Raw genomic sequence first — 19,954 nt, forward strand, 5'->3', positions numbered from 1 at the left:
GCCTGGCAGTCACATTAACGTTGACTGACCCGCCGCCATCGCGAGCAGGCTCGCTCCTACAGGTGATTGGTGGGAACACATCAGCAGTGTTTAGAAGCTGTAGGTCCCCGTCACCACCAGGCTGCGCGGTTCGCCGGGTTGAATCTGCGCGGCGCTGGTGGCCGACGAGTAATAGGTCTTGTCGCTGATGTTGTTCAGTGCCGCACGCAAGTCCCAATCCTTCTGCCGGAATCCGGCCAGTGCATCCCAACGGCCATAACCCGGCAGCACGACGGTGTTGAGGTTATCGGCGTAACGCTGGCCGACCAGGGTCAACCCGGTTTCCGCATACCAGCCCATTTCCGGTTTCCAGGTCAGGAACAGACTGCCGTTGTGCTTGGCCACGTTGCTGATGCGTTTGCCTTCAAAGCCGTTGTTGTCCTTCTCGACCGTCGCGTCCTGTACGCTCACGCCACCGCGCACGTACCAGTTGCCGGCAATTTTACCGGTGCCGGTCAGCTCGATCCCGCGGGAACGTTGCAAGCCCGAGAGCAAGGTGACGGTCGGGTTGAGGGGATCGCTGGTGCGGCGGTTGTAGAGTTCCAGTTCGTAGATTGCCAGGGTGGTGCTCAGGCGGTCGTCGAGCCAGTCGCTCTTCACGCCGATTTCCTTCTGCTTGGTCAGCTCCGGGCTCAAGTCGTTGCTGTTACCGGCCGCGCCGGGCGTGATGCCGATCAAGCCGCCGCCCACTGGCGAGAACGTCTTGGTCCAGGAGGCATAGAAGGAATGATTCTGCAGCGGCGTCCAGACCAGGCCTACACGCGGGCTTGTGCTGTGGCTGTCTCGGTCTTCGGAAATGTCGCGCAGCTTGTTGGTCGATTCGATGTCGAACGTGTCGTAGCGCAAACCGGCCAGCAGTTGCCATTGATCGTTCAGACGCAATTGATCCTGCACGTACACCGCACGGCTTTCGACTTCGGTGTGGTTGTCGCTGGACACCTGCATGCGGCCGGTATGCCGCAGATCGCGATTCGGGTTGTACAGGTCCAGCGCCGGCACCGGCGAGCTGCCCGGCCCGGAAGTGGCCGCGTTGTAAAGGGTCGGATCGCGGCGCTGGCTGCCGATCTCGATGCCGGTCAGCAGGCGATGCTCCAGGCCGAAGGTGTCGAAACCTCCCTCCAGTTCGACGTTGTTGTAGACATTGCGGGTGGTCAGGTCTTGCTGCCAATGCTGACGCGTGACCTTGTTGGTGGCCGGGGTGTAACCGGTCAGGTACGTGTTGTCGAAATCGCTGTCGAGCTTGAACACGCCCAGGGTGTGGCGCAGCTGCCAGTTGTCGCTCAGTTCATAGCTGAGTTTGGAACGCAGGGATTGCGACTTGTCGTCGATGAAATCGTGCTCGCTGCCGTAGGTCGTATCGCGTCCTACGTCTGCCGGGCGCCCGTTTACGCCAGGAATACCGCGATCCGGCGTGCGGTTGTAACGGCTGTATTCGTATTGCACCAACCAGTTCAGGTCCGGCGTCAATTGCCAGCTCATGGACGGCGCGAACAGTTGGCGGTTGCCGCTGACACCCTCGCGAAAGCTGTTCTGATCCATGTTGCCCATGTTCAGGCGCAGGCTGATGTTCTCGGACGGATCGGTGCTGAGGTCGGCATAAAGGCTGCGTAAATCATCGCTGCCGCCCTGGGCTTCGATGGTCGAACGGCGGCCGAACTCGGGCAGTTTGCTGACCCGGTTGACGATCCCGCCCTGGCTGCCACGCCCATATAACACTGCGGCCGGCCCTTTGAGGACTTCGATACGCTCGATGTTGTGCAAGTCGCGCACGTATTGGCTGTCGTCACGAATGCCATCGAGGTAGAAGTCGTTGCTCGCATCGAAACCGCGGATGCGCAGGCTGTCGAAACGGGTGTCTGCACCGCTGCTGACGTTGGGGATGCCGCTCAATGCAGTGCCCAGATCATTGGTGCCGTAATCCGAGACGTTCGAGGTTTTAATCGAGTCGATGGCTTGTGGCACGTAGCGCACCGGAGTCGCAGTCCGGGTGGCGGTGCTGGTTTCCTTTACTCGCGGATCGTCGGCCTCCGCTTCGGCACTGATCGAGGTTTCGGGTAAAACGGTGGTCGCGGCGCAAGTGAATCCGGCAGACAGAAAAGCAGAAAACCCAAGGGTGACGGGCATAAGGCGGAAGGGGGCAGGCATCTGAAGCGCATCCGAAAGGGTAGAAGAATTCGAGGGTGCGAATGGTAATGCTTGTTATTTACTTCCGTTAATTATTCTTGAAAAGCTTCGTTGTTCGATTGTTTCAAGTTGTGTCGAGATTGCTACAGAGGCTTGGCGAGGCTATTCGACCGATTCATGAAACAGACTGAACGCCATTCCAGCGTTTTTCCGCAACGGTCCGAGGATTAGTCTGCCGGCACTGAGTTTCCCTGATTGATTGCCGGAGTCTTTCCATGATCCTTCACTACATCTACGACCCTTTGTGCGGCTGGTGCTACGGCGCCAAACCGCTGGTGCACGCCGCTCAAGGCGTGTTGCCGGTGATCGCCCACGGTGGCGGCATGATGAGCGGTGCCAACCGCAAAGCCGTTTCGCCACAATTGCGCAACTATGTGATGCCCCACGACCGCCGAATCGCCGAGTACACCGGCCAGCCATTTGGCGAAGCGTATTTCGAAGGTTTGCTACGCGACGACACGGCGGTGTTCGATTCCACCCCGCCAATCGCTGCGGTGCTGGCCGCCGAACACATCGCCGGCCGTGGGCTTGAGTTGCTGGGGCGTTTGCAAACCGCCCATTACGTGGAAGGGAGGCGGATTGCCGATGAGGCGGTGTTATTTGAGCTGGCAAAAGAGATTGGTCTTGAGCCTGATGCCTTTGCGTCAGCCTTCATAAGCACCGACTCGGATCGCCACATCAAGGACAGCCGCGCATTGCTGGCCCGTGTCGGTGGTCAAGGTTTTCCGACCTTGGCGTTGGAGCAAAATGGTCATTTCACGGTGGTCGATATCAGCCCTTGGCTTGGTAAGCCGCAAGCGTTCGCGTCCTGGCTTGCTCCGTCCGCTTAGATGTTTTTCGCCTATGGATAGACGATTCATCAAATTGACACAGCCTTCTGGGCGCGGCTACGATCGCGCCCAACGCCTGTGGCTAACCGCCATGACTCATAAAATAATAAAAAGGCCCGCCACGATTTCTTCGTGGGCGGGCCTTTTTGTTTTGGGGTGAAAAAAGAGTGCGATAGCGCCGTTTCAGCCGTTCGACACAGCGCGTATCAACCGGTAATAAGGAAAAAAACAAAATGTTGAATAAGCGAATCAGCTTGATCGCTCTGGGGATGTTGAGCGCTACACAGGCCATGGCTAACGACCAGGCCGAATCCAAGGGGTTTGTTGAAGACAGCAGCCTCAAAGTGCTGCTGCGCAACGCCTACATCAATCGTGATTACAAAGACGGTCGTGCGGACAAAGCCGAATGGGGCCAAGCGGCCATCGGCACGTTCTCGTCCGGCTTCACCCAAGGCACCGTCGGTGTCGGTGTGGATGCTTTCGGTCTGTACGCACTGCGTCTGGATGGCGGCAAGGGTCGCACCGGCGCACAAGGCATCGACTTCTTTAAAAAGGGCGACAGCGGCAACGCGGCTGACGACTTGTCCAAAGGCGGTGCAGCAGTCAAATTCCGTGTCTCCAGCACCACGCTGACCTACGGCGACCAGATGCCGGCCCTGCCGGTGCTGAGCTACGACAACTCGCGCCTGCTGCCGGAAAGCTACACCGGCACCTTGATCACCTCCAAGGAGATCAAAGGCCTGGAGCTGAACGCCGGTCGCTTCACCGCCGAATCGCGCAAAAGCGCTGAAGGCCGTGACAGTGGTGGCCTGAAGTCGATCAACGTGTTGGGCGGTAGCTACCAGTTCACCGAACAATTCAAGGCGGCGCTGTACGCATCCGACGTTGAAGACGTGTTGAAGAAGCAATACGTGAACGCCAACTACGTGTTCCCGATCGACAAGGATCAGTCCCTGACCCTGGACTTCAACGGCTATCGCACCAAGCTGGATGATTCCTACGTCCGCGAAAGCGGCGCCACCGGCGACGACAACAAAATCTGGAGCCTGGCGGCGACCTTCGCCACCGGCCCGCACTCGTTCACCCTCGCGCACCAGCGCAGCACCGGCGACAGCAATCTGGGCTACGCCTACGGCGGTTACCAGAAGGACCAAGGTCGTGTCGGCGACGGCGGCAACACCATCTACCTGGCGAACTCCTACTGGTCTGACTTCAACGCCGAAGACGAGCGCAGCTGGCAGTTGGGCTACGGCCTGGACTTCACCGCATTCGGCGTTCCTGGCCTGAGCTACAACTTCGCCTACGTGCGCGGTGACAACATCACCACGTCCACCAGCGAAGGCGGCACCGAGCGTGAAATCTTCAACCAGTTCAAGTACGTCGTGCAAAGCGGCCCGGCCAAAGACCTGAGCGTGAAACTGCGCAGCTCGATCCTGCGTGTCTCGCAGAAATCCAGCGAGTACAACGTCAGCGGTAACGAAGTGCGTGTGTTCGTGGATTACCCGATCAACATCTTCTGATGATCGACTGAGTGTTCAACACTCACTAAAGAACCCCGACTGGCTCGGGGTTTTTTTCGCCTGAGAACCGTTGAAAAACGCATAAAAAGGCCATTTTCGATCGTAAAAAGTCAAACTAAAGCAACGTCATGCTCCGTTTCAAGCAGCGCTTGATATGCCTCAAATTCTTTCTCATGGACGTAAATCCTGTGCTCTCTAGATTAGGCAGCTAAATGCACGGAGATTTTTAAAATGATCGTTTTGAACAAAGAAGTGGGCGAATTTCTACGGCGTGACAAATATGCGAACGTCCGGGGTGCTGACTTCAATCTTTTCGGTCATTTCAACGATTTCGTCAGATTGACCAATAGCTGGGAAAACATGGAGCCGGACAGTTACTACGGACAGTCCGAGGCGGGCATGCGCTACCGTCGCTACAGCGATTTCGAGTACAACCCGGTCACGCGCGATCTGAAGCAGCTGGAACACCGCGCCTATGTTCAGTCCAAGGCGAACAACAGTTACGTTGGCGGGATGGTTCGGCACTTCCAGGACTTCTCTGATGAAATCATCAGTTCGCCGGTGATGCGCAGCCTGATCGACACCGACTTCGAAGTGTACAAAAACGTTTTGCCACCTGAGTTGCACGACGAAATCTGGCAATGCCAGATTCATCAGATCCGCATCGAGATCAAGCCCGGCAAACAACTGGAAATCACCCCGGAAGGTATTCACTGCGACGGTTATCCGTTCAGCGGCGTGCACTTCTGGGGACGCAATAACGTTGAAGGGGCAGAGAGCCGTTTGTACGACACGGAAAACCAGGAGCACCTGGCCTCGACGACGTATCAGGAAATCCTCGACACCACCTACTTTCTCGATCGCGACATGCGTCACTACGTGACACCGGCACGCAATACCCATTCTCACGACATGGCGTACCGGCAGATTCTGGCGATCTCTTTCTCGCGGCCCGGGACCGCTTTCGACATTGTTCGCTGAACAGTACAACACCGTGACCAGCCTCGCCGAGTGCCCCGCACCGGTGATGCTGCGGCGCACCACGGCCAAGGATGCACAGCGCCTGGAACGCTTCTTTCGGCAATTCGAAGAAGTGTCTTTCTGTGAATGGCAGGACGCCAAATGCCTGCGCAGTGTGCTGGTGCAGAAGACCACCACCGCGTTTATCGCACTGGACGTCAGCGGCGAAATCGTCGGCGCGGTGTTGGGCGGAATGCTCGGCAGTCGCGGCACGATCAACCACCTCGCCGTGAGCCCGGATTACCGCAGCCAAGGCGTCGGTCAACGCCTGGTTGAAGCAGCGTCGTCAGACATGAAGCGCGTGGGCGTGCTGCGGATGTTCCTGTTTGTCGACGATGCTAACCTTGCCGGCCAGCGCTTCTGGAGTGCCCAGGGTTTTTGCGAGCCGCGGGGCGAAAGAACATTTGAGAGGGACCTATGAATGAGACGTCCAGCAGCCAGCCGCTGATGGTCGAGCCGCACGCTTCGCGCACCTTCGCTGAAGCCAGCCCGGTGGTTGCGGGTTACTTCACGGTGTCGTTTGTGTTCGGTTTGATGGCGGTGAATGCCGGGTTGCCTGTGTGGTTGCCGGTCGCCATGTGCCTGTTCGTGTATGCCGGCGCTTCGCAGTTCGCCGCCCTCGCGCTGATTTCCAGCGGTGCGTCGCTGACCACCATCATCCTCACCACGTTTCTGATCAACGCGCGGCACATGCTGATGTCGGTCTACATGGCCAAGGCGTTGCAGGCGATGGGCCTCAGCCGAATGGAGCGCTGGTGTTACGCGGGTGGGCTGACCGATGAGTCATTCGCTTTTCACAGCGTCAAACTGGGCAAAGGCTCGCCCGTCAACGTGCGTTACCTGATCGGTTTCAATCTGTATTGCCACACCTCATGGGTGCTCGGCGGTTTGCTGGGGGCGATTTGCGCGCAGTATGCGGCGCACTTGATCCAGTATCAGCTCGACTACGCGTTGACCGCGATGATGCTCTACGTGCTGGTGTCGCTGTGCAACACGCGTAACAAACTCATCGCCGCACTGGCCGCCGTCGCCTGCATGGGCGTGCTGAGCCTGGTCGGCAGCTCGCCCTTCAACGTATTCATCGCCACATTTGTGGGCTGCGGGGTGGGCGTATGCCTGACCAAACGTTCCTGATTCTGGTCGTTGTGCTGATGATGGCCGTGACCTTCCTGCCGCGCGCATTGCCGCTGCAAGTGAACACTGACCATTGGCCGCCCTTCGTCGCCCGGGCGCTGGAATACCTGCCGGTGGCGATCGTCGCTGCAATCAGCCTCACGCCGTTGTTGATCAAGGATCAGCACGTGCAGCTCGATCGCCCGGAATTTTATGCCGCGATTCCGACGTTGTTATGTGCGTATTTCAGCAAAAACCTCTTTCTCTCCGTTGCGGTGGGAACGGCTGCGTACATTGCGCTCGGCTCGTTCATGTAGCGGGAGGTCGACCACATCGTGCAAAGCCTGGCCCGACAACTCAGGATTATTGATCGCCAGCCGCACTTCAAGGGCATCCTCGAAGCCGGGGAAAATCGTCAGGCCATTGCGCTGGGCTGCATCCCGCGAAACCATGCCAAGGCCGTCCATCTGGGTGATCAAAGACAGCGTCAGGGTTTCGCTGCACGAATAGACCATCCGCTTGCCCGACTCGTAATTGCCCAGACCCGCGTCGAGAAAGCGCAAGAAGCTGTGGGAATACGGACAATCGTCTGCCGGACGCACCTGAAACTTGTTGCCGAGCAGCACCAGCGGATCATGTTCCTGACCGCAATGCGCACCAACCACCTGCACCTGGACCTCGGGCAGGATGATGCTGGGCAATCCCGGCTTCTGCGGACCAATCAGCACCGCCAGGTCAAAGTCTTCGTTCTTCAGCTTGCTGAGGTTTTCCATCGACTCGGCGTAGCTGAATTCCAGCTGATAGTCGGGAAACACCTCAATCAGGCGTCCGATCATTCGCCGATTGAAGTCAGCCGACAGCGTCGTGTTCAGCGCTACCTTGAGCGTGCGCTGCCCAGGCACCTTCAACGCGGCGACTTTTTCTTCCAGTTGCCGCGTGGCAACCAACACCTTGTCCATGTAAGGCGTGAGTTCCGTGCCCTGCGTGGTCAGGGTCAACCCCTTGTTGGAGCGACGAAACAACCGAAAACCGAACTGTTCTTCGACCTTGTTCAACTGCGCGGCCAACGCCTGCACGGTTAAACAGGAATGCTCTGCCGCCGCCGACAATGAGCCGGTCTGAACAATGCGCATGAGGTTGCGTAGGGTTCTGCTATCCATTGGGTAATGCCCTCTAAAGTGGGCTGGCTATTGTTGAGTACCTGGCCGCCGGTTGGGCGATACGTGCTGGCTATAATCCTGCACCTGAACACGCTTGTCCCGAGTTTAGTAGCGAATTGATGCTGCGTCCGATGGTTGGAGGCTTACATAGAGTCGAGGTTTTTTGGGAATGTTGGGTGATCAGGGTCAAAAAAATGCTCAGGCCGGGAGGTTTGGGCATTTTTTTTGGGGTGTGTGAATGCGCGACCTTGCCGCTTTTCTGTATATGGGGGGCGGCTACTGAGGTGGCTGGCAAAGGTATTTTTGAAAAAACAGGTTTCCTCCATAAATGATCAAAACGATCATTTGAATGATTGATTTGCGCAATTAAGATCGAAAGCCTAAGATTATTTTGACTGACTCAATCACCAAATGATCGAATCAGTCAGTTTCGAGGTGAAGTACGTCTTACCAAACAATTATAAAAGGAGACCCTCGTGGCCCAAATTCCTATCAAGCGCACCATTGAACGCATCCCTGGCGGCATGATGATTGTCCCGCTGCTGATTGGCTCACTGGTGGCTACATTCCTTCCTGACACACCGAAGTTTTTCGGCTCTTTCACCAATGCGCTGTTCACCGGGGCGTTACCCATCCTCGCGGTGTTCTACGTCTGCATGGGCGCGAGCATCAATATCAAGGCCACGCCTTATCTGCTGAAGAAAGGCGGCACGCTGCTTATCACCAAAGTCGGCATCGCCGTGCTTATCGGCATTGTGCTCGGGCATTTTCTCGGCGAGCAGCCGATCTCGTCTGGCCTCTTCGCCGGCATTTCAACGCTGGCGGTCGTCGCCGCGATGAACGACACCAATGGCGGCTTGTACATGGCGCTGATGGGGCAATACGGTCGATCCGAAGACGTCGGCGCCTATTCGGTCATGTCCCTGGAGTCCGGGCCTTTTCTGACCATGGTCACCTTGGGCATCGCCGGCCTGTCGGCTTTCCCTTGGCCGACGCTGGTGGGCAGCATCCTGCCACTGGCCCTCGGTATGTTGCTGGGAAACCTCGACCGTGACATGCGCGACTTTCTGGCCAAGGCCGTCCCGGTGATGATCCCGTTTTTTGCCCTTGCACTCGGCGCCAGCCTGGACTTGCATAACGTCTGGCAGGCCGGTTTGCTGGGTCTCGGCATGGGCGTTGCGGTGGTTGTGCTGACCGGCATTCCGCTGTTCTTCGCCGATCGTTTGACCGGTGGCACGGGCGTCGCGGGTGTTGCCGCAGCCACCACCGCCGGGAATGCCGCCGCCGTCCCTGCGCTGATTGCGGCAGCCAACCCGGTGTACGCCGAAGCGGCCAAGAGCGCGACCATACTGGTAGCCGCCTGCGTCGTGGTCACCGCGATCCTCGCGCCGTTACTCACCGCTGCCGTCGCCAAACGCGTGCAGCAGCGCAATCCTGTCGTCATACCTGAACCGGGGATCGAACCTCAAAAGCAGGAGGCTTTGCGATGAGGATTCTGATCATCGCTGACGATCTGTCCGGCGCGGCAGATTGCGCCATCGGCTTTGCCGGCGTGGGGATGCAAACGGTCGTTACCCTCGACCCCCTGAATGACGAGGCTGACGCTCAAGTGATTGCCGCGGATACGGACACTCGGCGCCTCCCACCCGCACGGGCTGCCGAGCGCACGGTCGCGGCATTCAAAGCGCTGCACAAACCCGGGCAACGGCTGTACAAAAAAATCGATTCGACGCTGCGCGGCAACTGGGCGGCTGAGGTTGCCGCCCTGCAACCGTTGGCCGGCCTGGCCATCGTCGCCCCGGCGTTCCCGGCCACCGGGCGCACGTTGCGCGGCGGTCGCGTGTTCGTCAACGGCCAGCCGCTGGAAACCACCGACACCTGGAAACTGGAAAACGCCGACCGTCCGGCTGATGTCGAAGCGATGCTGATTGCCGCAGGCCTGAGCACCGCGAAGCTCGACCTCGACACCTTGCGCGGCAACGAAAAAGCGCTCGAGCGGCACATTGCTGAAATTGCCGGCAATGGCACGCAGGCGCTGATCGTCGATGCGCAGACCGAAGACGACCTGCTGACCCTCGCTCGCTTGACCGCGTCGATGGATCAGCCGCTGTTCTGGATCGGTTCGGGTGGTCTGGCACGGGAAATCGCCAGTCTTCCTGATTTATCCGAAGCACAGTTCACGGCTGTCGAACCTGCGGCCCTCGAAAAAAGCCAGGCGCCGATTCTGATCCTTGTCGGCAGCCTCTCCGGCGTCTGCGAGCGGCAATGCGAGCGGCTCAAAGAGCGTGGCGGCGTCAGCGAACTGGTTATACCGCCTGAAGTCCTTCGTCAGGGTACAACCCACGGCGATTGGTCGCTCTGGCAAACGCGCATTGGCGAGCAACTGGACGGCTGGAGTGACCTGCTGCTGCGCATCGGCCGCGATCAAGCGTTCGATCCCCAAGAGGGCGCGCAACTCTCGACCATGCTCGCCGTGCTGGTCGAACCGCACTTCGCCAAGGTCGGCGGCCTGATCGCCACGGGCGGCGAGACGGCGCGGGCCATATTGACCACCGTCGGCATCGACAGCCTGCAACTGCTGACCGAAATCGAAGCCGGCGTCGCCTTCGCCCGCCCGACCGTTTCCCGCCAGGGCCATCGTCCCGGCATCGTTACCAAGGCCGGCGCGTTCGGTACCGACAACGCCTTATATGCGGCATGGCAACACCTGAGCGACAGCGCCGATCGCTCCCCGCCCCAACGCACACGAATCCAAGGACTCGAATGAACACTATGAGCAATTACCTCCCCATCATCGGCATCACCATGGGCGACGCCACGGGTGTCGGCCCGGAAATCATCGTCAAGAGCCTGACTCACGACATCGTCTACCAACAATGCCGGCCGCTGGTGATCGGCGATGCCCGTCGCCTCGAACAGGCCAACGTCATAGTCGGCGGAAGTGCCAAAGTGCGCCGCATCGAGGACGCCTCCCAAGCCTTGTACGAAGCCGGCACCATTGACTGCATCGACCTTAACCTGATCCCCGACGACCTGCCGTTCGGCGAGTTGTCGCCCATCGCCGGTGACGCTGCTTATCAATACATCGCCCGCGCCGTGCAACTCGCCGAGGCCAGCCAGATCGACGCGATCTGCACCGCACCGCTGAACAAGGAAGCGCTGCACGCCGGCGGCCACAAATACCCCGGCCACACCGAAATGCTCGCGCACCTGACCAACGTCGACGAAGTCTCGATGATGCTCGTGGCGCCGCAGTTGCGGGTGATTCACGTCACGACCCACATCGGCATCATCGACGCGATCCGCAAGATCGAACCGGGCCTGGTCCAGCGCACCATCGAGCGCGGCAACGCGACACTGATCAAGGCCGGCATTGCTCGCCCGCGAATTGGTGTTTGCGGGATCAACCCCCATGCCGGTGAAAACGGACTGTTCGGTTATGGCGAAGAAGAGGAAAAAATCATCCCTGCGGTGAAGCTGCTGCAAGAACGCGGCCTCGACGTCACCGGCCCGCTGCCCGCTGACACCCTGTTCTTCCGCGCCGGTCGCGGTGACTTCGACCTGGTGGTGGCGATGTATCACGACCAAGGCCACGGCCCGGTCAAAGTGCTCGGCCTGGAAGCCGGCGTGAACGTCACCGTCGGCCTGGACGTGATCCGTACCTCGGTCGACCACGGCACCGCGTTCGACATCGCCGGTAAAGGCATCGCCGATGAACGCAGCCTGCTCGAAGCACTGCGCCAGGGCGCCGAGCTTGCCACGCGACGGGGATGAGGCGCAGGGGCTCGGTCGTGTAAGATCGACCACCGTCCCCACAACGAGACCCGCCATGAAAGCCTCCGAACGCCACCGCGCCATCCTCGATCTCGTACGCATTGGCGATGCCAATGTCGAGCAATTGAGCGCGGCACTCGGAGTCTCGGAAGCCACGGTGCGACGCGACCTGACCATGCTCGCCAAACAGCGGCATCTGGTGCGGACCTATGGCGGCGCCACTTCAGTTGTAGGCGTTCACGAACCGGAAGCTTCGCTTGAAGAGCGCAAGACATCGCAGTGGGAGCAGAAAGATGCCATCGCCCAGGCAGCGGCGGCCCACGTTCAGGATGGCGATACCGTCCTGCTCGACGGCGGCACCACGTGCGCCGCACTGGCCCATCATCTGTGTTCGCGACAAGACGTGCATGTGGTGACCAACAATTTGCTCGCCGTAATGACCTTGGCCAATGCGCCGGGTATTCGGTTGACGTTGATCGGCGGCGATCTGCGCGGTTCGAGCATGAGCACGTTGGGGCCGCTGGCGGAGCTGACGTTGAGTCGGTTGAGTGTCGACAAGGCGTTTCTGGGGGCTGATGGTGTGGTTGCGGAGTTTGGGTTGTGTGAGGCGAGTGCGCAGCAGGCTTATTTGAAGGAGTGCATCATCAAACGGGCGGCGCAGATTGTTGTCCTCGCGGACACTGACAAGTTGGGGCGCGCCCGACAGCAGCATTGGACGCCGATTGAGCGGGAGTGGCGGTTGATTACCGGCTCCACCGCGGATGAAGCAGCACTTGCGCCGTTTTATGCGCTGAAGCAGATCACTGTGCAAACCGTGATCGTCGCTTGATTGCATCCCTACTGAAATGACCAAAACCAAAAAAATGCCTCGACCGATTCGGGGCTTTTTTTTGGATGAAAAGGCAGCGACGTTTCGGGTTTCAGCGTGTGAGGGGTTCAGTGAAATTGTCCGGTTTCGAAACGGTTTTGTGCAAAAAGCCAGACTTATGATCGTTTTTGAGCAAGTAAAATCGTTTTTATGCGTTTGAGGTCAGTTCGACGGAGCACCAATTCCATTGGTAGAGCTCAATTTTAAGTGCTCTAAATGTTCGTTTTTATGCATTAGTCCCAAAAAATAATCATTTTTATGCAGCAAAACCTGATTTTGATCGTTAATCTCCATTTATGGCGGTTTGATTTGGCCGAGGATTTAAAAGGAGTGTGACGTGAGCGAGTTTCCCGTAGACCCCATCGGGGCGGCTTGGCTAGCGACGACATTCGACGTGCGGCCGATGGCACGGCTACCCGTGTTAAGTCAGGTCGGTAGCCGACGGTCAACTCAGGTCGAAGACGGTTTTCGTCTTGAGACCTATACGGAAAACATGCGCCCCGATCCGGACTTTTCATCCCATCTGCAATTTCACCTGCGGCATGAAGTCCCGAACCTTGAGTTCTTGACCAGACTGTTTACCAAGGTGGGTCCTGCACCGTTACAAGGCTGGTTGAATGACGAGCCCACCGGCCAATATGCCCGCAGGTCAGCGTTCTTGTTTGAGTGGCTCACTGGCGAGCAGTTGCAGGCGCCAGAACCCATCGGCGGTAAGTATGTCGACGCCATCAACGCCGATCTGTTGGTGGCGGCTTCACCCGAAGAGGCGGTGAAGGTGCCGCGTTGGCGAGTGAGTGACAACCTGCCAGGCACGCGCTATTTCTGCCCAGTCGTCGTCAAGACAGCAGCAGTCCAGTCAGCAGCGGACCTCGATGTGCCTCACCTCTTTGGTCAACTGACCGCCGAATTTGGCGAAGCGCTTCTGCTGCGCGCCGCCGCATGGATGACGCTCAGGGAAAGCAAAGCCAGCTTCGCCATTGAAGGGGAGGCGGATCGTTCTACGCGTATCCAGCGTTTCGCAGATGTATTGGCGCGACGAACCGGTCAGGGCGAACTGCCGCTCACCGATGCTGCACTGGCTGAGATGCAAGAAGAAATCCTTGGCGCAGTGACCACACTGACACGTATGGGGATTCGGCAATCTCCGGTGTTTGTTGGCGAAACTGTCCGTTATCAGGAGATTGTCCATTACGTCGCTCCCCCGGAAGGCGATCTGGAGCGGATGTTGGAAGGCATCCGCGTCTTTCTGAATCGTACTCAAGGGCAATCCCCGGTCATGCGCAGCGCGGTAGCAGCGTTCGCTTTCGTCTATATCCATCCGCTGGCTGATGGCAACGGCCGGGTCCATCGCTTCCTGATCAACGACATTTTGCGTCGTGATGGAGCCATTCCAGACCCGGTGATTCTTCCGATTTCAGCTGTTATCACCGACGACTCTGCTGAGCGGCGTCTATATGACAGCGTGCTGGATCAGGTTTCAAAACCGCTCATGCAGGGCATACGAGACCAGGTAGCATTCGCCAATACGCGTACGCAATACCCTGATGGCGTGGTCTCGAATATTGAATTCACAGGCCAGGATCAGGCCCGCCCGGTGTGGCGCTATCCGAACCTGGGGCCACACGTTGTTTTCATGTCTAACGTCATTCGCCGCACCATCACCGAACAGATGCGTGAAGAGTCGCGGTATTTGCGCAGCCACATAAGGGCCAGACAGGCAATCAAGGAAGTCGTTGAAATGCCTGATCACCAGGCTGATCGGCTCTTGCGATCCATAGAGCAAAACGAAGGGAAGCTGAGCAACGTGTTGGCAAAGGAAATGCCTGTGCTGGCAAGGCCGGATATTTGGGCCGCGATTATCGAAGCGGTGGCTCAGTCGGTTCGGGGGGAGGAGCCGATAGACAGTAGCGTGAGTGATCGATACCACCCGAATCAGCCAGTGGGTCGATGACCGACTTACGCAAAAAGCCCCGATTGATTCGGGGCTTTTTCATGCGTGCGATTTGTTTATGGCGCGACGTTACTGGCTCGGTTGTTACATGGCGCGTCCAACACCTTCACCACATCATCAATGATCGCCTTGCTCATATCCTGCAAATAATGCGATGCCCAGGCGTGCCGGTCGGTGTCGCGAACCATGGCCGCGTCTGACGCGAGCAGTTTGGCGACGTGGAGCAGATCGGAGGCGTGGGAGAGGGCTGCAATGACCGGGACGCCGGCGTTGATGCGGAAGAGCGGTTCGTTGGCGTGGTAGGAGAAAGGGGTGAGGCCGATGGTTTTAAGGTCTTTAGGGTTGGTCATTGGGCACCTCCGGTTTTTGGGCGGTGGTGGGTGGTGACCAGTGAAGCGGGAACGCAAATTTTGGACGGATCGATAGCGGGCATTAGCAAAAACTCCTGAATCAAAGTTTGAGCTACCACGTTCGTTATCAGGCGAATGGGTGGCAGCTGTGCGCGGGCTGATAAACCGGAGATACAGGAACCCGGCAGACCCGAAGGTCTCCCACGCACAGCCGCCATTACACGGAAATGCAGGCACAAAAAAACGCCAACAATCGTGATTATGGGCGCTTGTGCGCCTGTATCTTACTCGGGTTATCAGGCCCGGTCGCTGAATTGGCAGCGACGGGTTGAAGGTAGCTTGAGGGGGGCGGATGCGCAATCGTGGCTAGGTGGTGGCGTGGGGTGAGAGTTTCAGTGCTTCACCGGCCCTGAGGTTTGGGAATCCGTGAGTGAGCCGCGCCCCGACTGATGCGCGCCTCATTCTCTTCGATGCTCGGCTTTTGGGAGCCATCAGTGACTATCGACAGCTCCACTTCCCCAGCCATTTTTTGGCGATATCTAAATGTTGCTGTAAATGGAAGTTGGCCGATTAATCATTTTCGACGCAAACAGTTTTAGCGTCTTCCATCGAGACAATCATTACACCAAGTAACTAATGATGTTCCCGCCCCCACCTTTATCCCCTCCAGCGAACTCCATACATTGAACTCCAACGCCGACCCATTCATTCCGAAGGGAAGGTCACTTGGAGATTCCTCATGCCTTTCGTAAGCGTACGCATCACCCGCGATGGCGTTACCTCTGAGCAGAAAGCTCAGGTGATCGCCGAAATCACTGAAACCCTGGAACGCGTCCTGAAGAAGGATCCGCACCTGACCCACATCGTGATCGAAGAGGTCGACACCGATAACTGGGGCTACGCCGGCATCAGTACCACTAAGTACCGCAAGCAACTGGCTGAGGCGGAGGGCAAGTCATGACCGCGTCCGTCTCCATCGATTTCATCTCCGACGTGGTGTGCCCGTGGTGTGCATTGGGTGCGACGGCGCTGGAGCAAGCAATCGAGAACGTGGCCGGTGAGATTGCGGTGGAGCTGACCTACAAGCCTTTCGAACTGAACCCGGACATGCCGGCAGTCGGCGAAAAAGCGGTCGAGCATTTGATGCGCAAATATGGACGCACCGCCGCAGACGTCGCCGCTGGCAAAGCGATGCAGATCGAACGTGGCGCTGCCCTGGGGTTCAAGTTCGATCTGGACAAGCGCACTCACTTCTACAACACGTTTGATGCGCATCGGCTGCTGTTGTGGGCGTTGCAGGAAGGGCGGCAGGTCGTACTCAAGAAAATCCTGTTGCGCGCTTACTTCACCGACGGCCAGAACCCGAGCGATCGCGAGACGTTGGTGAGTCTGGCTGCTGAAGCGGGACTGGATGCGGCGGCGGCTCAAGAGGTGTTGGCGTCCGGCGCATTTGCCAAAGAAGTGCGTGAGCTTGAAGCGTTTTACCGCCAGCACGGCATCAACTCGGTCCCGGCCATGGTGCTGAACGGTCGCCACCTGGTGTCCGGTTCGCAGTCGGTCGAGTACTACGAACAAATGTTGAGACAAATGGCCAAGGCCCCCGCCGAAGCCTGATTACTTACTTATTCAAACCATTATTTATTAGTAGAGGTTCATCATGAGCAATTCGAAAAAAGTCATCGTTATCACTGGTGCATCCCAAGGCCTGGGCGCCGGCATGGTCAAAGCCTTCCGCGATCTGGATTACAAAGTTGTCGCCACTTCGCGTTCGATCAAACCGTCCAGCGATCCGGACATCCTCACCGTGGCGGGCGACATCGGCAACCCGGAAGTCGCACAACAAGTCATCCGTGAAGCCATCGCACGTTTTGGCCGCATCGATACCCTGGTCAACAACGCCGGCATCTTCATCGCCAAACCGTTCACCGCGTACACCGCCGAAGACTACGCCAACGTGCTGTCGGTGAACCTGAACGGCTTCTTCTACATCACCCAACTCGCGATCAACGAGATGGAAAAGCAAGGCAAAGGCCACGTCGTCAACATCACCACCAGCCTGACAGACCACGCAATTGACGGTGTGCCGTCGGTATTGGCCTCGCTGACTAAGGGTGGTTTGAACTCTGCGACCAAGTCCTTGGCGATTGAGTACGCCAAGCGCGGGATTCGGGTGAACGCGGTTTCCCCTGGCATCATCAAGACCCCGATGCATGGTGAGGAAACCCATGCAGCGCTGGGCAGTCTGCACCCGGTCGGCCACATGGGCGAAATCAACGACATCGCTCAGGCGGTTGTGTATCTGGACAACGCCAACTTCGTCACTGGCGAAATCCTGCACGTCGATGGCGGTCAGAGCGCCGGTCACTAAGACCTCTTTGACTTGTCCACAGCGCCGTCGATCACTATCGACGGCGTTTTTATTGGAGAACGCAGGATGAACACCCACGCTCACAAGGTTTTCCTGATCACCGGCGTCAGTTCAGGTTTCGGCCTTGCCTTTTCGCAAGCAGCGCTGGCGGCGGGGCACACGGTGGTTGGCACGGTGCGGCGCGAATCCGAGTGCGCCGCGTTCGAAGCGCTGGACGCCCATCGCGCTAAAGCGTTCGTGCTCGACGTCACCGATTTCCCAGCCATCGAACCACTGGTGGCTGACATCCTGCGCGAGGTGGGGCAGATCGACGTGCTGGTGAACAACGCCGGCTATGGGCACGAAGGCATTCTCGAGGAATCGCCACTGACTGAAATGCAGCGCCAGTTCGACGTCAACGTGTTTGGCGCGGTGGCAATGATCAAAGCAGTCCTGCCCGGCATGCGTGAACGGCGCAGCGGGCATATCGTCAACATCACCTCCATGGCCGGCTTCATCACCTTACCGGGCATCGCTTACTACAGCGGCAGCAAATTCGCCCTTGAAGGCATCAGCGAAGCGCTGGCCAAAGAAGTCGAAAGCCTGGGCATTCACGTAACCGCCGTCGCACCTGGCTCATTTCGCACCGAATGGGCGGGGCGCTCGATGATCCGATCCGGTCGCACCGTGAGTGACTACGACGCGGTGTTCGATCCAGTGCGCAAGGCGCGGGAAGAGAAGAGTGGCAAGCAGGCTGGTGATCCGCACAAAGCTGCGCAGGCGTTGATGACCTTGGTCGCTGCTGAAAAGCCGCCGGTTCATCTGTTGCTGGGTAAGGATGCGGTGAGGTTGGTGCGTGAAAAGATTGCGCGGTTGCAGGGGGAGATTGATGCTTGGGAGCATCTTTCGGTTTCTACGGAGTTTGAGTGATTGATGGCCGGTGTATAAAAATCCAGAACCCAGAAACAACAAAGCCCTCGTATTTCTACGAGGGCTTTGTTTTGTGGTATCGGCAATAGATCTGAAAATCATTTGGGCGCCCCCCTCCTCTCGTAGGAGGCGAGTGATTCCATTCGCTACAGTCAGAAAAGCGCCACATCTTCGTCGTCGGGGACTTCGTCCGTAACAATCACTCGTGCGTGTGCGCTGTGCTCGTCCTCCATGCGCAACCCGAAGTAGCGGGTATCGTTGGCGTCCCAAAATGCCTCTATCTGCGCCATGGGTGCATGTTCAAGCAGCACCTCGGCGCTGTGCTCCAAGATGATCGAGTAACGTCGTTCGGTGTTCATTACAAAGAGGCTCGCAACGGCGGAGTGAAGTGGCAGGTTGTGCATAAGCACTGCTGTCATTATGCCGCCTCACTGATTTTCGACCGTAACCGCTCATCGTTTCGGTGAGATATGTAGATGCGCGGTACCAGAATTGGCTGCGTCGATTCCGCACCTTTGATGAATATAACCGCCCTTCAGCGAGCTGGGCGCAAAAAGGGGCGAACACGAAACGGGGAGCGAGCAGAGGAAACCCAGGAGCGTAAGACCCATAAACGAAAAAGGCCCACCATTCGGTGAGCCTTTTTCGATACTGCGTATGGTGCCGGCACCAGGAGTCGAACCCGGGACCTACTGATTACAAGTCAGTTGCTCTACCAACTGAGCTATACCGGCGTGTTAGGGCGACGATTATAGCGATTGGGTTGGTTCTGTAAACCCCTGAATTCAGACTATTTTTGCGCAGGCGTCAGGTCAGGCGCGAAGCAGGGTTTTCTTGAGTTTCTGAAGGGCTTTCCAGGTGCGGCTGTTTTGCATCGCGCGCAGCTGTGCTTCGGCCTGTTCGGCGCGTTGCAGGGCGGCGGCGAGTTGGTGTTCGGCGTCGCTGACGGGGTGGCTGAAGTTGTGGCCTTTGCAGAACTGGAACTCGTCCAGGTTGCACGGCGGGATGTCGAAGGCGGGTTTGAGGTTCAGGTGTTCGTTGGCCAGGTAGTAGGTGTTGATGCCGTCGAACAGGATGGATTGATAGCCGGCGTCGGTGACGAGGGTTTCCCAGGCTTGGTCGCGGTCCCATGGGGTTTCGATGAGGATGACCCACGGTCGCCATTGGCTGAAGTCCATGCCGCGCAGGACGGTTTCTTCGTGGCCTTCGACGTCGATTTTCAGAAAGTGGATCTCGCGGCCCTGGGCGTGTTCTTCGCAGATGGAGGTCAGGGTGCGGGATTGGACGGTTTGGCTGCGCACGTCCATGCCTGCGTCTTTGTGCATTTGCGCCATGGCCGGGTCGAGGGTGGAGAGGCCGGTACCGGCGATGCCGTAGAAGGTCAGGTCGTTGGCGCTTTCACCTGCCACGCATTGCAGGTTGGTGTCTTTGGCGCGTTCCTGGCACAGCGCTTCGTAATAATTGGGCATCGGTTCAACGTTGATGCCGGTCCAGCCACGGTCATAGAAAGCTTTTGTCACGGAGTCGTGAGTGGGGTGGTTGGCACCGACGTCGATATAGAAGCCGTTTTCGACGGTTTTGAGGGCGCGCCACAGGCGTATGTCTTCGAAATTCTGTGCGTAAGAAATGAACGTCACTGTGGCTTCCTGTCTGTCAGAGATTTCTTGTTCGTGGGCGCACTTTGGCGCTCTTGTCTGCCTGTATAACAAGGGTGATCGCGGCACGCAATTTTCCGCCGAGCGCGACCGGGTTTCGGCGGTTATGTCCTTTTCGTCGGACGCTTATGCACAACGGCCGCACTCAGGAGTGGCGCTCATGACTTTTTTGTGGACCCATTCTCATTTGTGCGCAAATGCCTGTTTTTCTCG

At 58.0% G+C, this 19,954-nt stretch carries 20 protein-coding genes and 1 tRNA gene; 15 read left to right on the forward strand and 6 right to left on the reverse strand.

The window, feature by feature from the left end; all coding sequences use genetic code 11:
- Positions 1-90 precede the first annotated feature (90 nt).
- On the reverse strand, positions 91-2,184 hold the full coding sequence (locus QMX98_RS08220) for a TonB-dependent siderophore receptor (protein WP_282410535.1): 2,094 nt from the start codon (positions 2,182-2,184) through the stop codon (positions 91-93).
- Between the two features lie 254 nt (positions 2,185-2,438).
- Here QMX98_RS08220 and QMX98_RS08225 point away from each other — a divergent pair, with 254 nt between their 5' ends.
- The 6 genes from QMX98_RS08225 (at position 2,439) to QMX98_RS08250 (ending at position 7,023) form a co-directional block, all read left to right on the forward strand.
- Positions 2,439-3,053 carry a DsbA family protein gene (locus QMX98_RS08225; RefSeq protein WP_282410536.1) on the forward strand — a complete coding sequence of 205 codons (615 nt, stop codon included), beginning with the start codon at positions 2,439-2,441 and terminating at the stop codon, positions 3,051-3,053.
- 233 nt (positions 3,054-3,286) lie between these two features.
- Complete coding sequence (locus QMX98_RS08230) at positions 3,287-4,573, forward strand: OprD family porin (RefSeq protein ID WP_010464680.1); 1,287 nt, start codon at positions 3,287-3,289, stop codon at positions 4,571-4,573.
- A gap of 231 nt (positions 4,574-4,804) precedes the next feature.
- Positions 4,805-5,554 (forward strand): 2OG-Fe dioxygenase family protein, encoded by a 750-nt coding sequence (locus QMX98_RS08235; RefSeq protein WP_102593439.1) that lies wholly within the window; start codon positions 4,805-4,807, stop codon positions 5,552-5,554.
- Between the two features lie 46 nt (positions 5,555-5,600).
- The gene (locus QMX98_RS08240; RefSeq protein ID WP_169857613.1) at positions 5,601-6,014 is read left to right on the forward strand and encodes a GNAT family N-acetyltransferase; all 414 of its coding nucleotides are present in this window, start codon (positions 5,601-5,603) and stop codon (positions 6,012-6,014) included.
- A complete protein-coding gene (locus tag QMX98_RS08245; RefSeq protein ID WP_010464674.1) occupies positions 6,011-6,727 on the forward strand; it encodes an AzlC family ABC transporter permease in 717 nt (238 codons plus the stop codon). Before QMX98_RS08240 ends, QMX98_RS08245 begins: the two co-directional genes overlap by 4 nt.
- Positions 6,706-7,023, forward strand: coding sequence for an AzlD domain-containing protein (locus tag QMX98_RS08250; RefSeq protein WP_010464672.1), 318 nt, complete (start codon positions 6,706-6,708; stop codon positions 7,021-7,023). Before QMX98_RS08245 ends, QMX98_RS08250 begins: the two co-directional genes overlap by 22 nt.
- On the opposite strand, the gene QMX98_RS08255 is transcribed toward QMX98_RS08250, so the two are convergent.
- Positions 6,940-7,866, reverse strand: coding sequence for a LysR family transcriptional regulator (locus QMX98_RS08255; protein ID WP_042932449.1), 927 nt, complete (start codon positions 7,864-7,866; stop codon positions 6,940-6,942). The genes QMX98_RS08250 and QMX98_RS08255 overlap by 84 nt on opposite strands.
- A 476-nt stretch (positions 7,867-8,342) precedes the next feature.
- Between QMX98_RS08255 and QMX98_RS08260 the strand changes: the two genes are divergently transcribed.
- From QMX98_RS08260 to QMX98_RS08280, 5 genes are all read left to right on the forward strand, one after another.
- Positions 8,343-9,356, forward strand: a complete 1,014-nt coding sequence (locus QMX98_RS08260; protein ID WP_077747522.1) for a 2-keto-3-deoxygluconate permease — start codon at positions 8,343-8,345, stop codon at positions 9,354-9,356.
- Positions 9,353-10,633, forward strand: coding sequence for a four-carbon acid sugar kinase family protein (locus QMX98_RS08265; protein WP_282410537.1), 1,281 nt, complete (start codon positions 9,353-9,355; stop codon positions 10,631-10,633). Before QMX98_RS08260 ends, QMX98_RS08265 begins: the two co-directional genes overlap by 4 nt.
- Before the next feature lie 5 nt (positions 10,634-10,638).
- Positions 10,639-11,640, forward strand: coding sequence for a 4-hydroxythreonine-4-phosphate dehydrogenase PdxA (gene pdxA, locus QMX98_RS08270; RefSeq protein ID WP_102593442.1), 1,002 nt, complete (start codon positions 10,639-10,641; stop codon positions 11,638-11,640).
- 55 nt (positions 11,641-11,695) lie between these two features.
- Positions 11,696-12,469, forward strand: coding sequence for a DeoR/GlpR family DNA-binding transcription regulator (locus QMX98_RS08275; protein ID WP_282410538.1), 774 nt, complete (start codon positions 11,696-11,698; stop codon positions 12,467-12,469).
- Positions 12,470-12,845: 376 nt separating this feature from the next.
- Positions 12,846-14,459, forward strand: coding sequence for a Fic family protein (locus QMX98_RS08280; protein ID WP_282410539.1), 1,614 nt, complete (start codon positions 12,846-12,848; stop codon positions 14,457-14,459).
- 56 nt (positions 14,460-14,515) lie between these two features.
- Here the strand turns inward: QMX98_RS08280 and QMX98_RS08285 are convergent, their stop codons facing one another.
- A complete protein-coding gene (locus tag QMX98_RS08285; protein ID WP_077747527.1) occupies positions 14,516-14,809 on the reverse strand; it encodes a DUF3077 domain-containing protein in 294 nt (97 codons plus the stop codon).
- 739 nt (positions 14,810-15,548) lie between these two features.
- Between QMX98_RS08285 and QMX98_RS08290 the strand changes: the two genes are divergently transcribed.
- The 4 genes from QMX98_RS08290 (at position 15,549) to QMX98_RS08305 (ending at position 18,086) form a co-directional block, all read left to right on the forward strand.
- Positions 15,549-15,770: a 4-oxalocrotonate tautomerase family protein gene (locus QMX98_RS08290; RefSeq protein ID WP_010464654.1), complete on the forward strand. Its 222-nt coding sequence runs from the start codon at positions 15,549-15,551 to the stop codon at positions 15,768-15,770.
- Entirely contained in the window at positions 15,767-16,423 is a 657-nt protein-coding gene (locus QMX98_RS08295) for a DsbA family oxidoreductase (protein ID WP_154502626.1), read from the forward strand. Before QMX98_RS08290 ends, QMX98_RS08295 begins: the two co-directional genes overlap by 4 nt.
- A gap of 43 nt (positions 16,424-16,466) precedes the next feature.
- Positions 16,467-17,177: an SDR family oxidoreductase gene (locus QMX98_RS08300; RefSeq protein WP_282410540.1), complete on the forward strand. Its 711-nt coding sequence runs from the start codon at positions 16,467-16,469 to the stop codon at positions 17,175-17,177.
- A 66-nt stretch (positions 17,178-17,243) separates the two neighbouring features.
- Positions 17,244-18,086, forward strand: coding sequence for an oxidoreductase (locus QMX98_RS08305; protein WP_145309147.1), 843 nt, complete (start codon positions 17,244-17,246; stop codon positions 18,084-18,086).
- Positions 18,087-18,238: 152 nt separating this feature from the next.
- On the opposite strand, the gene QMX98_RS08310 is transcribed toward QMX98_RS08305, so the two are convergent.
- The 3 genes from QMX98_RS08310 to QMX98_RS08320 form a co-directional block, all read right to left on the reverse strand.
- The gene (locus tag QMX98_RS08310) at positions 18,239-18,445 is read right to left on the reverse strand and encodes a hypothetical protein (RefSeq protein WP_042932964.1); all 207 of its coding nucleotides are present in this window, start codon (positions 18,443-18,445) and stop codon (positions 18,239-18,241) included.
- A 299-nt stretch (positions 18,446-18,744) separates the two neighbouring features.
- Positions 18,745-18,820 (reverse strand) — tRNA-Thr (locus tag QMX98_RS08315).
- A gap of 78 nt (positions 18,821-18,898) precedes the next feature.
- On the reverse strand, positions 18,899-19,723 hold the full coding sequence (locus tag QMX98_RS08320; protein WP_169857522.1) for an FkbM family methyltransferase: 825 nt from the start codon (positions 19,721-19,723) through the stop codon (positions 18,899-18,901).
- Between the last annotated feature and the right edge of the window lie 231 nt (positions 19,724-19,954).

Origin of the sequence: Pseudomonas sp. PS02303, assembly GCF_029959925.1 — a bacterium.
Taxonomy (GTDB): Bacteria; Pseudomonadota; Gammaproteobacteria; order Pseudomonadales; family Pseudomonadaceae; genus Aquipseudomonas; species Aquipseudomonas mandelii.

What these genes read in the sequence shown, in the direction of transcription:
- QMX98_RS08240 (WP_169857613.1), top strand. Translation starts at nt 5,601, where the DNA reads ATGCTGCGGCGCACCACGGCCAAGGATGCACAGCGCCTGGAACGCTTC.
- QMX98_RS08245 (WP_010464674.1), top strand. Translation starts at nt 6,011, where the DNA reads ATGAATGAGACGTCCAGCAGCCAGCCGCTGATGGTCGAGCCGCACGCT.
- QMX98_RS08310 (WP_042932964.1), bottom strand. Translation starts at nt 18,445, where the DNA reads ATGAACACCGAACGACGTTACTCGATCATCTTGGAGCACAGCGCCGAG.
- QMX98_RS08295 (WP_154502626.1), top strand. Translation starts at nt 15,767, where the DNA reads ATGACCGCGTCCGTCTCCATCGATTTCATCTCCGACGTGGTGTGCCCG.
- QMX98_RS08305 (WP_145309147.1), top strand. Translation starts at nt 17,244, where the DNA reads ATGAACACCCACGCTCACAAGGTTTTCCTGATCACCGGCGTCAGTTCA.
- QMX98_RS08265 (WP_282410537.1), top strand. Translation starts at nt 9,353, where the DNA reads ATGAGGATTCTGATCATCGCTGACGATCTGTCCGGCGCGGCAGATTGC.
- QMX98_RS08220 (WP_282410535.1), bottom strand. Translation starts at nt 2,184, where the DNA reads ATGCCTGCCCCCTTCCGCCTTATGCCCGTCACCCTTGGGTTTTCTGCT.
- QMX98_RS08255 (WP_042932449.1), bottom strand. Translation starts at nt 7,866, where the DNA reads ATGGATAGCAGAACCCTACGCAACCTCATGCGCATTGTTCAGACCGGC.
- QMX98_RS08250 (WP_010464672.1), top strand. Translation starts at nt 6,706, where the DNA reads ATGCCTGACCAAACGTTCCTGATTCTGGTCGTTGTGCTGATGATGGCC.
- QMX98_RS08225 (WP_282410536.1), top strand. Translation starts at nt 2,439, where the DNA reads ATGATCCTTCACTACATCTACGACCCTTTGTGCGGCTGGTGCTACGGC.
- QMX98_RS08275 (WP_282410538.1), top strand. Translation starts at nt 11,696, where the DNA reads ATGAAAGCCTCCGAACGCCACCGCGCCATCCTCGATCTCGTACGCATT.
- QMX98_RS08285 (WP_077747527.1), bottom strand. Translation starts at nt 14,809, where the DNA reads ATGACCAACCCTAAAGACCTTAAAACCATCGGCCTCACCCCTTTCTCC.
- QMX98_RS08230 (WP_010464680.1), top strand. Translation starts at nt 3,287, where the DNA reads ATGTTGAATAAGCGAATCAGCTTGATCGCTCTGGGGATGTTGAGCGCT.
- QMX98_RS08235 (WP_102593439.1), top strand. Translation starts at nt 4,805, where the DNA reads ATGATCGTTTTGAACAAAGAAGTGGGCGAATTTCTACGGCGTGACAAA.
- pdxA (WP_102593442.1), top strand. Translation starts at nt 10,639, where the DNA reads ATGAGCAATTACCTCCCCATCATCGGCATCACCATGGGCGACGCCACG.
- QMX98_RS08300 (WP_282410540.1), top strand. Translation starts at nt 16,467, where the DNA reads ATGAGCAATTCGAAAAAAGTCATCGTTATCACTGGTGCATCCCAAGGC.
- QMX98_RS08290 (WP_010464654.1), top strand. Translation starts at nt 15,549, where the DNA reads ATGCCTTTCGTAAGCGTACGCATCACCCGCGATGGCGTTACCTCTGAG.